Annotated in this window: 11 protein-coding genes; 6 read left to right on the forward strand and 5 right to left on the reverse strand. The window is 59.8% G+C overall.

Annotated elements, in window-relative coordinates; translation table 11 throughout:
* The first annotated feature begins 12 nt into the window (after positions 1 to 12).
* Complete coding sequence (locus ACTHND_RS02560; protein ID WP_440175724.1) at positions 13 to 1,326, forward strand: AmpG family muropeptide MFS transporter; 1,314 nt, start codon at positions 13 to 15, stop codon at positions 1,324 to 1,326.
* A 61-nt stretch (positions 1,327 to 1,387) separates the two neighbouring features.
* On the forward strand, positions 1,388 to 1,855 hold the full coding sequence (locus ACTHND_RS02565; RefSeq protein WP_440175725.1) for a DUF6157 family protein: 468 nt from the start codon (positions 1,388 to 1,390) through the stop codon (positions 1,853 to 1,855).
* Here ACTHND_RS02565 and ACTHND_RS02570 read toward each other — a convergent pair.
* The 3 genes from ACTHND_RS02570 to ACTHND_RS02580 all read right to left on the reverse strand — a co-directional run bounded on the left by ACTHND_RS02570 (position 1,793) and on the right by ACTHND_RS02580 (position 6,261).
* Positions 1,793 to 2,686 (reverse strand): 4-(cytidine 5'-diphospho)-2-C-methyl-D-erythritol kinase, encoded by an 894-nt coding sequence (locus tag ACTHND_RS02570; protein ID WP_440175780.1) that lies wholly within the window; start codon positions 2,684 to 2,686, stop codon positions 1,793 to 1,795. The genes ACTHND_RS02565 and ACTHND_RS02570 overlap by 63 nt on opposite strands.
* Positions 2,687 to 2,691: 5 nt before the next feature.
* The gene (locus ACTHND_RS02575; protein WP_440175726.1) at positions 2,692 to 4,437 is read right to left on the reverse strand and encodes a tetratricopeptide repeat protein; all 1,746 of its coding nucleotides are present in this window, start codon (positions 4,435 to 4,437) and stop codon (positions 2,692 to 2,694) included.
* A gap of 135 nt (positions 4,438 to 4,572) precedes the next feature.
* Positions 4,573 to 6,261 carry an electron transfer flavoprotein-ubiquinone oxidoreductase gene (locus ACTHND_RS02580; protein WP_440175727.1) on the reverse strand — a complete coding sequence of 563 codons (1,689 nt, stop codon included), beginning with the start codon at positions 6,259 to 6,261 and terminating at the stop codon, positions 4,573 to 4,575.
* A gap of 309 nt (positions 6,262 to 6,570) precedes the next feature.
* On the opposite strand from ACTHND_RS02580, the gene ACTHND_RS02585 reads away from it, so the two are divergent.
* Positions 6,571 to 7,236: a uracil-DNA glycosylase gene (locus ACTHND_RS02585; RefSeq protein ID WP_440175728.1), complete on the forward strand. Its 666-nt coding sequence runs from the start codon at positions 6,571 to 6,573 to the stop codon at positions 7,234 to 7,236.
* A gap of 250 nt (positions 7,237 to 7,486) precedes the next feature.
* Positions 7,487 to 9,697, forward strand: a complete 2,211-nt coding sequence (locus tag ACTHND_RS02590) for a transglycosylase SLT domain-containing protein (protein ID WP_440175729.1) — start codon at positions 7,487 to 7,489, stop codon at positions 9,695 to 9,697.
* Here ACTHND_RS02590 and ACTHND_RS02595 read toward each other — a convergent pair.
* Both ACTHND_RS02595 and ACTHND_RS02600 read right to left on the reverse strand, forming a co-directional pair.
* Complete coding sequence (locus ACTHND_RS02595) at positions 9,694 to 10,365, reverse strand: glycosyltransferase (RefSeq protein ID WP_440175730.1); 672 nt, start codon at positions 10,363 to 10,365, stop codon at positions 9,694 to 9,696. The two genes, ACTHND_RS02590 and ACTHND_RS02595, sit on opposite strands and share 4 nt — an antisense overlap.
* Complete coding sequence (locus tag ACTHND_RS02600; RefSeq protein WP_440175731.1) at positions 10,362 to 11,618, reverse strand: class I SAM-dependent RNA methyltransferase; 1,257 nt, start codon at positions 11,616 to 11,618, stop codon at positions 10,362 to 10,364. The genes ACTHND_RS02595 and ACTHND_RS02600 overlap by 4 nt, the downstream gene beginning before the upstream one ends.
* Before the next feature lie 157 nt (positions 11,619 to 11,775).
* Between ACTHND_RS02600 and ACTHND_RS02605 the strand changes: the two genes are divergently transcribed.
* Together ACTHND_RS02605 and ACTHND_RS02610 are read left to right on the forward strand one after the other, a co-directional pair.
* Positions 11,776 to 12,204: a hypothetical protein gene (locus tag ACTHND_RS02605; protein WP_440175732.1), complete on the forward strand. Its 429-nt coding sequence runs from the start codon at positions 11,776 to 11,778 to the stop codon at positions 12,202 to 12,204.
* Between the two features lie 192 nt (positions 12,205 to 12,396).
* Positions 12,397 to 12,879, forward strand: a complete 483-nt coding sequence (locus ACTHND_RS02610; RefSeq protein WP_440175733.1) for a glycine zipper domain-containing protein — start codon at positions 12,397 to 12,399, stop codon at positions 12,877 to 12,879.
* The last annotated feature ends 129 nt before the right edge of the window (positions 12,880 to 13,008 follow it).

Genomic DNA, 13,008 nt, shown 5'->3' on the forward strand with positions numbered 1-13,008 from the left:
TTCACTGCGCATATGATCGCCAGTGATACCAAAAACCGTCTGAAAGCCGTACTCAAGGCGCTGAAACAGCCGACCTCATGGCTGCTGTTCGGCATGGGTTTTTCCGCCGGTCTGCCTTTCCTGCTCGTTGGCGGCACCTTGAGTTTCTGGTTAAGAAGTGCCGGTATTTCCCTGACTTTGATCGGTTTTATTACCTCAGTGAGCATCATCTATGGCGCCAAGGTTTTGTGGGCGCCTTGGATGGACAAGTTCCACCTGCCCCTGCTCTACCGCTGGCTCGGCCAGAGACGCAGCTATATGCTGCTGTCGCAGCTTGGTGTCGCTGCCGGCCTGAGTCTGATGGCCCTTTACGGCCCGCACCACCTGACCGCCTTTATCTGCGCCGCTCTTTTTGTCGCCTTTGCCGCGGCCTCGCAGGAGATCGCCATCGACGCCTGGCGCGTTGAGCAAACCGAAAATGCCGCTGATCAGGCGCTCAATCCCAGCTTTTATGCCTACGGTTTCCGTATCGCCATCCTGACGACCGACGCCCTGATCCTGGTGCTGTCCAAGCGCGTCGGCTGGCCATTGTCTTACCAGATACTGGCCCTGGCCATGCTGATCGGCGTGACCGTTACCCTGCTGTCGCCGCGCAGCGTGATCGAAACCCGGACGCACGCACCGACCAAAACCCTGTATCAACTGATTGTCGAGCCGTTCGTCAGCTTCTTCCGGGCGCATAAGGGCGCGGCCGGCCTGATCCTGCTAACCCTGGCGCTTTACCGCCTGCCGGACTACCTGACCAATATCGCCGGCGCCATGTATGTCGATACCGGACTGGATTCCGATACCATCGCGGCCATGCGCGCCACCATCGGTCTGGCGGCATCCTTTGCCGGAATCGCCGCCGGCGGCTCCTGCCTGCTGCTGCTAGGCGTGCAGCGCACCTTCTGGCTTGGCGCCCTGCTTGGCCCCGTATCGAATGTCTGTTTCTCATGGATGTCGGTCGCGCACGGCGATCCTATCGTCTTCGCCATTACCCTGATCGGCGACAACTTCGCCAACGGCATTGCCGAAACGGCCTTTGTCGCTTTCATGACCCAGCAAGTGCTGAACAGCGAACAGGGCCGCGAGCATACCCTCACCCACTATGCCCTGATGTATTCTGTGGCCGCCCTGACCGGAAAGATCCTCAAGGGCTTCACCGGCTGGGCCGTCGATCTGATGACGCCGCACTTTGGTCTTTTCAACGCCTATTCAGTCTTCTTTATCGCTACTGCGGCCATCGGGCTGCCCTGTCTGTTCCTGTGCTGGCGACTGCGGCAAAAAGGCGTATTCTCGTCCTGATATTCATATGGTCTTTTTATGCGACGTGGACTTACATCGTACCGAACAGGGGGAGTGACGCATGAAAAAGATCACCAACACCTTTATCGTCCAGGCCGATGACAGCACCGCCATTATTGGCATCGTCCCCAAACTCCAGGCCGGCAAGCCCAGCGTGGCGCGCCTGCATTATGAGTTGCTGGCCGAACACCCTTACGAATATGACCTTGACAGCTTCAATTTTGAAGTCTGGTGCCGGCGCAATGATATTGACGAAGCGGACCGCGAAAGTCACCGCGCGGCCTTTTTCTCCAAGGGGCACCCCTGTATGCGCGCCTCGCCCCTGACCAAGACGCACGGCTTCGGCGCGCACTATAACAGCGCCGGAAAGATTGCCATTTATCCTGTCGATTCAGTTGCTTATCGCAAACTGCTCAATGATCCTGAAAACAGGGTCGAGATGGCCATGCGCTCAAAACGCCCGGCCTCATCCCAAGCGGCAGGCCCGCACCCACGCGGCCGGCATCATCGCCTGCATTCGCACGCTTAAGGCATTTGCCGCCTCATCCGTCTCGCACAGCGCAAAACAGGTGGCGCCTGAACCCGACATGCGGGCAAACAGGGTTTCATCCTGCGCCTCCAGTGCCGTCAGCACCTCGGCGATTATGGGCTGTAAATGAATGGCTGGCGATTGCAGGTCATTGCGCGTATGGCTCAGTGCCGAGACCAATTGCCGGACATCCCTTACGCCTGAAAAGCCTGATTTCGCCTCAATCTCGTTGAAACGCCCCGCCGCATCATACCCGCCATAAACCCTGGCCGTGGCACATTCGACGCCCGGATTGACGAGGACGGCTGGTACTGCGGGCAGTGTTACCGGCGTCAACCTTTCGCCATAACCTTCCGCGAATGCCGACCGGCTCCACAGGCACATGACGCCATCCGCGCCGATCGCACCGGCAATCACCGCCAGGTCGCTATCGGCCATGTCCGGGGTATAGAGCGCCCTAAGCGCCCGCAGGGTTGCGCCGGCATCGGCGCTGCCGCCTCCAATCCCGGACGCCAACGGCAGGTTCTTGGTCAGGCGGACGGCGTGACCATCCACCCTGACACCAGCGACAGCCTCAAAGTGACGCACGGCCTTCAGGATCAGGTTGTCTTTATCCGCTTGCAGCCCTTCGGCAAACGGCCCGTCAATGCTCAGATGTGGTGTTGTGTCCTCTGACGAACCCGCTGATTGAAAAGGTAAAAACGACACGTCATCGCCAATATCGGCGAAAACCACCAGACTCTGCAGCGGATGATAGCCGCGCGAATCGGGGGCCGCGACATGCAGGTAAAGATTGACCTTGGCTTTTGCCAGAATGGATGGCGCCAGCATCGTCGTCACGGGCGTGATTTACGCTCGTCATTCAGCGCCGTCGTGGTCGCCTTAGGCTTAGCATTGGCCATTTTCAGGCTGGCGGCATTGGCGTCGAGCTTGCGGCGCACGGCTTGCGCCTGCTTTTCCGTCGTCTTCAGGGTCAGGACACGCTGCCATTCGTAACCGGCCTCGGTGTCACGGCCAAGCGCCTTGTACACATCGCCCAGATGCTCGTTAATTTCCGGATCAGCCGGTTCCATCTGGACCGCCTGCTCGATGAAGTCGAGCGCCTGGTCGTACTGGCCCTTCTTGTAATAGCCCCAGCCCAGCGAATCGATGATCGCGCCGGATTTCGGGCTGACCTTCAGCGCCTGCCGGATCAGGTCCATGCCCTGATCGACCTGTTCGCCGCGATTGACCCAGCCATAGCCCAGGAAGTTGAGGATTTCAGGCTGATTGCCATTAAGGGCGCGCGCCCTGGTGATGGCGGCCTCGGCATCGCTCCAGCGATCCAGCCCTTCATAGACAACAGCCTGGGTGTAAAGCGCCTGCCAGCCGAAGTCTTTGTCGCCCACGCGGCCAATCCGCGCATCCAGCAAGGCCAATGCGTCCGCGTCCTTGTCCATGGCGTGCAGGATGCCGGCTTTTTCAACGATCAGGCTGAGATTGTCCGGATCGTGCTCAAGCCCCTGGTTAGCCAGCACCAGCGCCTGATCCAGTTTTTCGTCATTACGCATCGCCCAGATGCGCCGCAGGGTGGCCTCATTATAAAAGGGCGAGGCCGGCTTGATACTGGCCCAGGCGGCATCGGCTGCTTCGCTATCCTTTAGTTCCTGCTGGACCTGGCCCAGAAAGATGCGCTCGCGGTCGGATGTGTTATCGAGATAGAGCGACAGATGCAAGCTCGCCAGGGCGAATTCACTGTCATGCTCGCTGAACGAAACGGTCGAGGACACGAACAGGGCCTGTGACATGCTCTCGACCAATCCCGGCAAGGCGGGTGCCTGGCTGTCACCGGACGCCAGCCGTTTCAGGGCCTGCACCGCCACGGCGTCACTGGTCTGGTCCGCAATCGCCTGCCAGATGGTTTTTGCCTCATCCCTGCGCCCCTGACGTTCAAGGAAAGCGGCATAGTCAGGCCCGAAGATAAAGGTGGCCGCGCCCGGCTGATAAAGCGATTTGTAGATCGCCTCAGCATCGGCCGCATTGCCCTTCAGTTCGTTGATCCGCGCCCGGTCCGCCTTGATCAGGTAGGACAACAGACGATCGCGGTCATTGCCCTGCAGCGCCGCATCGCCGGACTCGTCCAGCGCCGCCTTCCACTGGCCGTTCATCGCCAGGATATAGGGGCGAAGCAGCAGACCGTTGCGGTCATGCGGATTGACCTTGAGCAGGGCATCGATATCTTTCAGGGCCGGCGCGGGCTTGCCGGCCTTGACAGCCTTGACCGCACCAATCAGCGACACCATCAGCCGGCTCGTGTCGGTGGTCGCGGTCATGCCCTGCGCCACCGTGGATGCCCGATCAATATCTCCGCTCAGAATACTGATAAGGAAGGCTTTTTCGCGCAGGTCGCCGTCGGAAGGGTCCGCCAGGGTGGCGGCGCTCATCGCCTGGGCGGCGGTCGAGACATCGCCCTGGGCCATGGCGAAGCGGCCGATCAGGTAATTGGCATAGGGGCTGGGATAGACGCTCAGTTCCTGGCGCGCATCGCCATAGATAACCCGTGGCGACGCCACCTTCTCACTGGCATAAACCTGTCCGGCCATGGCCAATCCGATCACCACAAACCCTAAACCGGATTTCCGCAGCACACTCTTTTTCACGTTACGATCTGCCTCTGCCTGATGCCCGTTTTTAAAAACATACATTCAATATAGGGCTAAAATACGTAACATAAAAGTTTACATGTTCGGATAATTGGGACCGCCGCCGCCTTCCGGACAGACCCAGACGATATTATTGGTCGGATCCTTGATGTCGCAGGTTTTGCAGTGGACGCAATTCTGCGCATTGATCTGCAGGCGCGGTTCGCGCGTTTCCAGGCCGACGATCTCATAAACCCCCGCCGGGCAATAGCGTTGCGCCGGTTCGGCATATTTGGCCAGATTGATGTCAATCGGGATATGGGGGTCTTTCAGCTTCAGGTGGACCGGCTGGTCCTCTTCGTGGTTGGTGGCGGAAATAAACACCGAAGACAGCTTGTCAAAGGTCACCACGCCATCGGGCTTAGGATAAGCGATCGGTTTGAACTGCGCCGCCGGCTTTAGCGAATGCGCGTCGCTCTTCTTGTGGTGCCAAGTGCCGAGGAAGGAAAAGCCGCCCATCAGATTGGTCAGCATCATTTCCACACCGCTGATCAGGGTGCCAAGATTGGTGCCGAATTTGGTCAGGATCGGCTTGACGTTGCGGACGAGCTTGAGTTCCTTCGCCACATCGGAATGCTCATAGGCTTTCTGATAGCCTTCGAGCACCTTCGGCGCCTCGACCGACCCCAGCGCCTTGACCACGGCGTCCGCCGCCAGAATGCCGGTTTTCATGGCGTTGTGGCTGCCCTTAATGCGCGGCAGGTTGACGAATCCGGCTGAGCAACCGATCAGCGCGCCGCCAGGAAAGACCAGGCGTGGCACCGATTGATAACCACCCTCATTGATGGCGCGGGCGCCATAGGCCACGCGCTCGCCACCTTCCAGCACCTCGCGGATCGACGGATGCAGCTTGAAGCGCTGGAACTCATCGAAGGGCGAGAGGTAGGGGTTTTCGTAGTTGAGATGGACGACAAAGCCGATCGAAACATAGTGATCGCCGAAGTGATAGAGGAAGGAGCCGCCGCCGGTCTTGTCATTCAGCGGCCAGCCCAGGGTATGCTGCACCAAGCCCGGCTTGAACTTTTCGGGTTTGACCTTCCACAATTCCTTGAGGCCGATGCCGTATTTCTGCACATCGCTTTTGGCGTCGAGTTCGAACCTTCGGATGACGGTCTGCGACAGGGAGCCGCGCGCCCCTTCGGCAAACAGGGTATATTTCGCCCGCAGCTCAAGGCCCGGCTGATAATCCGGCTTGTGATGGCCGTCACGGGCAATGCCGAACACACCGGCCACCACACCGGCCACGGCGCCGTCGGCATCATAAAGTACTTCCGAACAGGCCATGCCCGGATAAATTTCGACGCCCAGCCCCTCGGCCTGCTCCGCCAGCCAGCGGCACAGATTGCCAAGCGAGGCGATATAGCAGCCGTGATTGCTCATATAGCCGGGCTTGGGCAGGGCCGAGATATCCATGGCGCCCTGAGGACCGAGATAGATGAATTTATCGTCCGTCACCGGGGTTTCCAGCGGCGCGCCCATATTTTTCCAGTCGGGGAAAAGCTTCGACAGCCCCGACGGATCGATCACCGCGCCCGAGAGGATATGTGCGCCGATTTCGGAGCCCTTTTCCAGCAGGGCCACGCTGATGTCCTGACCGGCCTTTTGGGCCTGTTGCTTCAGCCGGATCGCCGCTGACAAGCCCGCCGGACCGCCGCCTACGATGACTACGTCATATTCCATGGCTTCGCGTTCGATCACCGGTTCGGTCTCTGGGGTATCGGACATCAAACACTCGCTCCTGAAACGGCGCTTGGCGCCTTCACAACATCTTCGGTTACATCTTCGGTTTCGGGGACATCGGTTTTGCTTTGAACTTTGGTCCGGCTCCCGATAAGAGTGGACGCATTGTTTTTGCCAAGGCCCCTGCCCGTTATGATTCCGTCTGATGACCTCCGTTCAGAGATCGAAAGCTATCTCGGCTTTCTGATCGATCACGAACTGGAAGACGCATACGAAACAGAGCCTCTTAATCGGACTCTCTCCGAAAATAAACAGGCATTTAAGCGCATCCCAGCGGTACCTGCGCAAATTCATGTGACATCCGCGCCCACCGGCGGCAATGTCAGCGCGCTCAAGCCGCAAAGTCTGGCCAGCCTTGACCCGGCCATGGTATTGCATGAAGCCCGCCAGCGCGCCTCGGCGGCGCGGACGCTCGATGAGCTTTACGCCGAGCTCGCCGCCTTCCAGCACATGCCGCTCAGCCATGAAGGCGGCAAGGGCATTGTCCGTTTTCGCGGCAATCCCGATCCGGACCTGCTGGTGATCGGTGAATGCCCGGATGAGGACGAAGACGCGGCCTCCAGCGCCTTTGCCGGCAAGCCCGGCGAGATGATGGACAAGGCGCTGAAAGCCGCGGGCGTTTTCGACAAGGCCATGCTTACGCCTTGTGTCTTCTGGCGGCCGGCCGGCGGACGCCCCCTGACGACGGAAGACGTCACCCTCAATGCCCCCTTCATGCACGCCCTGATCAGACTGGCCGCGCCGAAGGCCATCTTGCTGCTGGGCGCCTCGGCCGTATCCTGCGTGCTCAATCTCGACCAAAGCCTGGCCAAACTGCGCGGCCGCCAGGTGAGCTATGGCACCGAGACGCCCTTGCCCGTCATGGCCAGCTATCCGCCCAATTTCCTGATGAAACAGCCCCAGGCCAAGGGGCTTTTCTGGCGCGACCTGCTGCAACTGGTGGTCGGCGCTAAACTGTGAGCGGTATCAACAGACTGTGATACAACCCACAGGTTCCGTGAATTGCCTTATTTGTGACCTCAATGACATATAGTTATTAACGGGCAATCCTTGCGGGTTGCCATAAAGTTAATTTTAGATAAGCTCACCCGGCTTTTGTAAATGCGTCAGGCTTGCCCTGTTTGCGCCTGACAGCCACCAGCAAAGGGAAGCCGTTTTGACGTTTCGCCACCGCGCCTTCATCAGCCTCACCGTTCTTGGATTTGCCCTCATGGCCTCGACGCCTGGCTGGGCGGCCACGAAGCACGAACCTGAATTGCGAACCGCCTCATCGGCGAAAAAGAAACCCGCCACAGAAACGGTAAAAAAGGCCGAAACGACAAAAGCCGGCAAAAAAGCAAGCGATGATGCCAGGACGGTAAAAGCCGGCACCAGGTCCACTGGCAAGACGCAAAAAAAGACAGACATCGCCGACAACACACCGGCCAAAGGCAAGAAGAAGACCGAGCTTGCCGACGATACCCCAACAAAGGGCAAAAAGAAAAAAACCGACCTCGCTGATGCGAAAACATCGAAAAAGACGGTCGCCAAGAAAAACAGCCGGACCGACGTGGCGGATGCCTGCGGCACCAAGGCCAAGCTCAAGACAAAAAAATGTAAGGCCGCCCAATTAGCCGCCAAGGCCGAGAAGAAAAAGGCCGACCGCGAACTGGTGGCCAAGCTTGAGGCATCCAAGCGGATCACCTTCCTGCCGGCGCCCTTCTTCCCCAAACAGGAAGCCCCGGCCGTGACCGTAAGCGCCGGCCCCGTGCCCTATAATGCCGTCGCCGGACAGGGCACGCCGATTGCCCCCTCTCCCCTGACCGACGCCCTGTCGCCCACCGATGCCGCGCTTTATCGTACCGCCTTCGACCTGATGGACAAGGCTGATTACGCCGACGCCGACGCGCAACTGGCGCAGGTGACCGACAAACGCCTGATGGGTTACGCCCTCTATCACAAGCTGTTCAGTGCCGGTTATCAGTCGACCTATGAAGAACTGACCGCCTGGCTTGCCGCTTATGGCGACCACCCCATGGCCATGAAGGTCTGGGGACTGGCCAAGCGCAAGAAGCCCGAAGGCGCGCCGGATCCGGCCTTCCCCCTGCTCGCGGCCAATGCCACAGCCCAACGCAGCGATGCCCTGACCGGCGGCGCGGGCATCCAGCTCTCCGCCTCTACAAGCTTTGCCGACAGCACAACGGTCAGCCGCCCCGATGCCGCCGCGCCTTCAAGTGATACGGACCTGACACCCAAGTCGGCGCGTTCAGCCTACAATAATGGTCAACTGGCCCAGGCCGTTACGCTCGGCCGCCAGATCGGCGACCACTGGGTGGCCGGCCTCGCCTGCTGGCGGCTCAAGCGCTACGAGGAAGCCCTGGCGGAATTCAAATTCGTCAGTTCCGATCCCAGCACCAATGCCTGGACGCAATCGAGCGGCGCCTACTGGGCCGCCCGCAGTGCGCAAAAGCTGGGCCGCACCGATGACGCCGAAACCTTCCTGCAACTGGCCGCCAGCTTCCCCTTCACCTTCTATGGCCTGCTCGCCGAAGAACGCCTGGGCGTCGATTCGGCCATCTCCCTGGCGAAAAAGGGCCTGCCGCCCACTTTCGGTCGTGAGCAGCGCTCGGCGCTTACCGCCAGCCTGACCGAAGACTTTAGCTGGGCACAAAACCACCCGCGTGCCCAGCGCCTCAATGCCCTCGTCCAGGTCGGTCTTAACTCAGACGCCAAATCCGAACTACAGGCCGCGATCCAGTCGTCGCCCAACCGCGAGGAACGCGACCGCTGGCTGGCCTTCGGCGCCAAGACCCACATCCGCATCAATCAGTTAAAGCCGACGGACCATCTCTTCGATGTGTCGCTGTACCCGATCCCCGACATTGCCCCAAAGGAAGGCTACAAGGTCGACAAGGCGCTGATTTTCGCTATCGCCCGCAAGGAAAGCAAGTTCAATGCCCAGGCCCACAGCTATGCCGGCGCCTATGGTCTCTTGCAACTGATGCCGGCCACGGCTGCCCTGGTCCAGGGCGACAACAGCTTCAACTCCAAGCCAAAGCAGTTGCTCATCCCAGCCGTCAATATCAGCGTCGGCCAGAACTATATCAACCGCCTGCAAAACTCCTCGATCATCGATGGCGACCTGCTGCGCACCATCGCCGCCTATAATGCCGGCGCCCGCCCCGTGAAGGACGCCGTCGATTCCCTGGGCAACGACGCCGATTCCTTGCTAGTGATGGAGTCGATTCCGGTGGCTCAGACGCGGCAGTATGTCGAGGAAGTCGTCGCCAACTACTGGATCTATCGCCAGATCATGGGCAAGGACAGCAAGACCCTCGCTCAGGCGGCCAGCGACGCGAAGATCATCAGCCTGTCGGCCGACTCGCCGGTACAGGAGGCCAGTGCGGCGCCGGTCGGTGATGTCGCTTTAGCTGAAAACTAGGCTTTCTTGACCGGCGGTTTCGGCGGAAATCCAAACATATAGGCCAGGAACCGAAAGCTTTTGGCGATACCGCGCCACAGGGCTCCCCTGGCGTGGAAACGATCGGCATTGGTGGTCAGCGACGCCCCCATAGGACGCAGGCGGGCGCGGCCGAGCGCCATCGATAGGGCCACATCCTCAAACGCCACCTGATCCTTGTAGCCGCCGGTCGTGTCGTAAAGCGCCCGCGACAAAAGCAGGCCGTGGTCGCCGCTCGGCATGGCCAGCCAGCGGGCGCGCAGGGCCAGCATTTCCGCCCACAGCCCGACCAGGATCGACGGATCATCAAAGCGCAGGTGGAAATAGCCGGCCCGCAGGGGAAAATTCTTCATATGCGCCTGGACCTGATCCATCCAGCCCTCGCCCAGTTGCGAATCCGGATGCAGGATCAGCAGCCAGTCGCCCCGTGCCGCCCGGCAGCCCTGCCAGAGTTGCAGGCCGCGCTCGTGATCGGTCCGGATGATCCGGCAGCCGGTCGAGTCGGCGATTTCAAGCGTGGCATCATCAGAACCGCCATCGACAATGATGACCTCCTTGATCAGCCCCTGCACCACCCCCGGCACCAGGGCGGAGAGCGTGCGCGCCAGATGGCCTTCGGCATTCAGGGTCGGCATGACAACGGAAATCAACGCGAAAATACTCCTACCAGCTCGACATGACCGGACCACAAGAACTGATCGATCGGCGTCACCCTGTCCAGCGAAAACCCGGCCTTCACAAGGATGTTAGCATCGCGCACGAAGGTCGACGGATTGCACGATACGGCTACCGCGCGCGGCACATTCGAGCGGGCGATCTCGGCGGCCTGCGCTTCGGCGCCGGCGCGCGGCGGATCGAAGACAATGGCCTCAAAGCCCTTCATCTCTTCGGCCAGCATCGGCCGGCGGAACAGGTCGCGCGCCTCGGCGGTGATCGTCTTGAGGCCGGGCGCCGTGCCGATCGCCGCCTTCAGCGAGGTAATGGCCGGTCCTGATCCATCGGCGGCATAGACCACGGCCTTCTCGGCCAACGGAAAGGTGAAGGTGCCAGCACCGCAGAAGAGATCGGCCACCTTTTTCGCCTCGCCAATACCCTCGACGGCCAGCCGCGCCATGTCGTTTTCCGACGGCACGCTGGCCTGCAGGAAGGGACCGATCGGCAGGCCCACCATAGCCTTGCCAAAACGCACCTTGGGTGTTCGCGCCATGTAGAGCATGTCCTCGCCCATGGAGACTCGGGCAAAATCGGCTTCGGCGGCGCACATGGCAATGTTCATGCGCGCATCGGCCGACAACCCGCCGGATTTGGAACGCTCGACGCCGGAAATATCGATATCAAGACCGGTAAGCGATAGCGTAATATGAAGAATAGGCGCGGACTTGGGGTGTTCGAACAGATAGCCCGCCAACGCCTTGAGCTGCGGCAGCGCGGCGACAATCGCCGGATCGCTGACCGGACATTCGCGGATGGCGACCAGATTCCACGATTTGCGCGCCTTGAAACCCAGTTCGACCTGCTTGCCGACCTTTCGGGCGTGCAGGCCGACGCGGCGACGGCTTGCGGGCGGCGTGGTCAGTATGGGGGCCAGTTCCGTTACCAGCCCGGCGCGCTGCAACAGATTGCCGACCATATCACGCTTCCAGGCGCTATAGGCCGGGATATCCCAGTGTTGCAGGGCACAACCCCCACAGGCCGAAAAATGGACACAGGGCGGATTTACCCGGTCCGGGCTGGCCTCCAGCACCTCGACCAGTTCCAGTCTATTCTCATTAGAAGGGTTGGCTTTGCCCTGCCGCACCCGCACGCGTTCGCCCGGCAGGGTCAGGGGGACAACCAGGCCACCGGCGGTCAGGCCATCGCCCTGAAAGCCGACCTTGCTGATAAGCGCTTCAAATTCCGCCATAACACTTCCAAGCCTGACAAAGAGGTCCGCTTAAAGCACACCCTCCAAAAATCAAGTTTTTATCGATATTTTGCAATTTCGCCGTGACAAGCCAACCCGAACTTTTCGCCTTAGGGGAGATATTAACCACATCCGCCGCTAAACAGGGTTTCACAACATGTCCCGTTTCTCACATGCCCCCCACCCGCTTCATGCTGGCCCGGTTTTCATAGGCGGCATCCTTCTGGCGATTTTACTGGCCTTGCTCCTGCCAACGGCCGCCAATGCCGGCGACCGCGACGGTTACGGATACGGGCGCCCGGCCTATTATTACGATGAAGACGGGCGCTATACCGGCGGTAGCCTGGGCTATTACCCCAATCTCGATGACAGCTATCACGCCCAGTACGACCGTCCCTACCGCACCGGCCGGCGCTACGGCTATTCCCGCAGTTACGAGCGGGATTACAACGGCCGGGATTATAGCTGCTATTGCGGCCGTGGCGCCTATTACCGCGTCTATAACTGGAAGGGCGAACATGAATACGTCCGTAGTAGCCGGCATTCAAGCCGCTACAGCTACCGCAAGGATTACCGCGATTACTAATTTATGACTTACGCCCTGCTTATTCTGCCGAACAATAAGGCCTATTTCGTCACCGCATCCGGAGGCGCTGTATGGTTAAAATATGAACAGACATGAACGAAGCACTCAAATCCCGTTCATCTGGCTTCCTGTATAAAGGTCATCACAACGACGCCATTTTGCTTATCCGCGCCGTAACAGAAGGAGATTTTCATGTCCAGGATGACATTGACTCACAAGTTGGTCCTCTCCGCCGCGGCTGTCACCGCCGCCGCAGCCATGGCCCTGCCCGCCGCCGCCCAATGCTACCGCGACAGCAATGCCGATGGCGCCATTGTTGGCGCCATTGCCGGCGCCGCCATCGGTAACGCCGCCGCCGGTCGTCATGACCGAGGCGCCGGTACGGCCGCCGGGGCTGTGATCGGCGCCGTCGCCGGTGCGGCAATCGACGACAGCAATGACAATTGCCGCTATGATGACGGCTATCGCTACGATAACGACTATGGTTACAGCGACCGCCGCTACTACCGTCAGTCACGGCCCTATTACGGCGGAACCGTTTATGTTGAGCCCCGCAGCTACTACTATCGTGACCGCTATTATCGCTACGATCGTCATGATCGCTACGACCGTCGTGATCGCTATTATCGCTACGATCGGGATGACCGCCATGACCGTCACCACGATCATTGGTAACTGACCTGCCAAACCTCCGAACCTCAGGTTCGGAGGTTTTCTTTAACTGGCCTCATAGATGAACGGAGATGAACGAACTTATCAAGTCCCGTTCATCTTGAGCCCTCTAGGGTGACTATTATGAAACCG

The organism is Asticcacaulis sp., assembly GCF_051954415.1.
GTDB lineage: Bacteria > Pseudomonadota > Alphaproteobacteria > Caulobacterales > Caulobacteraceae > Asticcacaulis.

Bases quoted from the DNA above. Each gene is read 5' to 3' on its own strand.
- ACTHND_RS02560 (WP_440175724.1), top strand. From the start codon at position 13: ATGATCGCCAGTGATACCAAAAACCGTCTGAAAGCCGTACTCAAGGCG.
- ACTHND_RS02565 (WP_440175725.1), top strand. From the start codon at position 1,388: ATGAAAAAGATCACCAACACCTTTATCGTCCAGGCCGATGACAGCACC.
- ACTHND_RS02570 (WP_440175780.1), bottom strand. From the start codon at position 2,686: ATGCTGGCGCCATCCATTCTGGCAAAAGCCAAGGTCAATCTTTACCTG.
- ACTHND_RS02575 (WP_440175726.1), bottom strand. From the start codon at position 4,437: ATGGCCGGACAGGTTTATGCCAGTGAGAAGGTGGCGTCGCCACGGGTT.
- ACTHND_RS02580 (WP_440175727.1), bottom strand. From the start codon at position 6,261: ATGTCCGATACCCCAGAGACCGAACCGGTGATCGAACGCGAAGCCATG.
- ACTHND_RS02590 (WP_440175729.1), top strand. From the start codon at position 7,487: ATGGCCTCGACGCCTGGCTGGGCGGCCACGAAGCACGAACCTGAATTG.
- ACTHND_RS02600 (WP_440175731.1), bottom strand. From the start codon at position 11,618: ATGGCGGAATTTGAAGCGCTTATCAGCAAGGTCGGCTTTCAGGGCGAT.
- ACTHND_RS02605 (WP_440175732.1), top strand. From the start codon at position 11,776: ATGTCCCGTTTCTCACATGCCCCCCACCCGCTTCATGCTGGCCCGGTT.
- ACTHND_RS02610 (WP_440175733.1), top strand. From the start codon at position 12,397: ATGTCCAGGATGACATTGACTCACAAGTTGGTCCTCTCCGCCGCGGCT.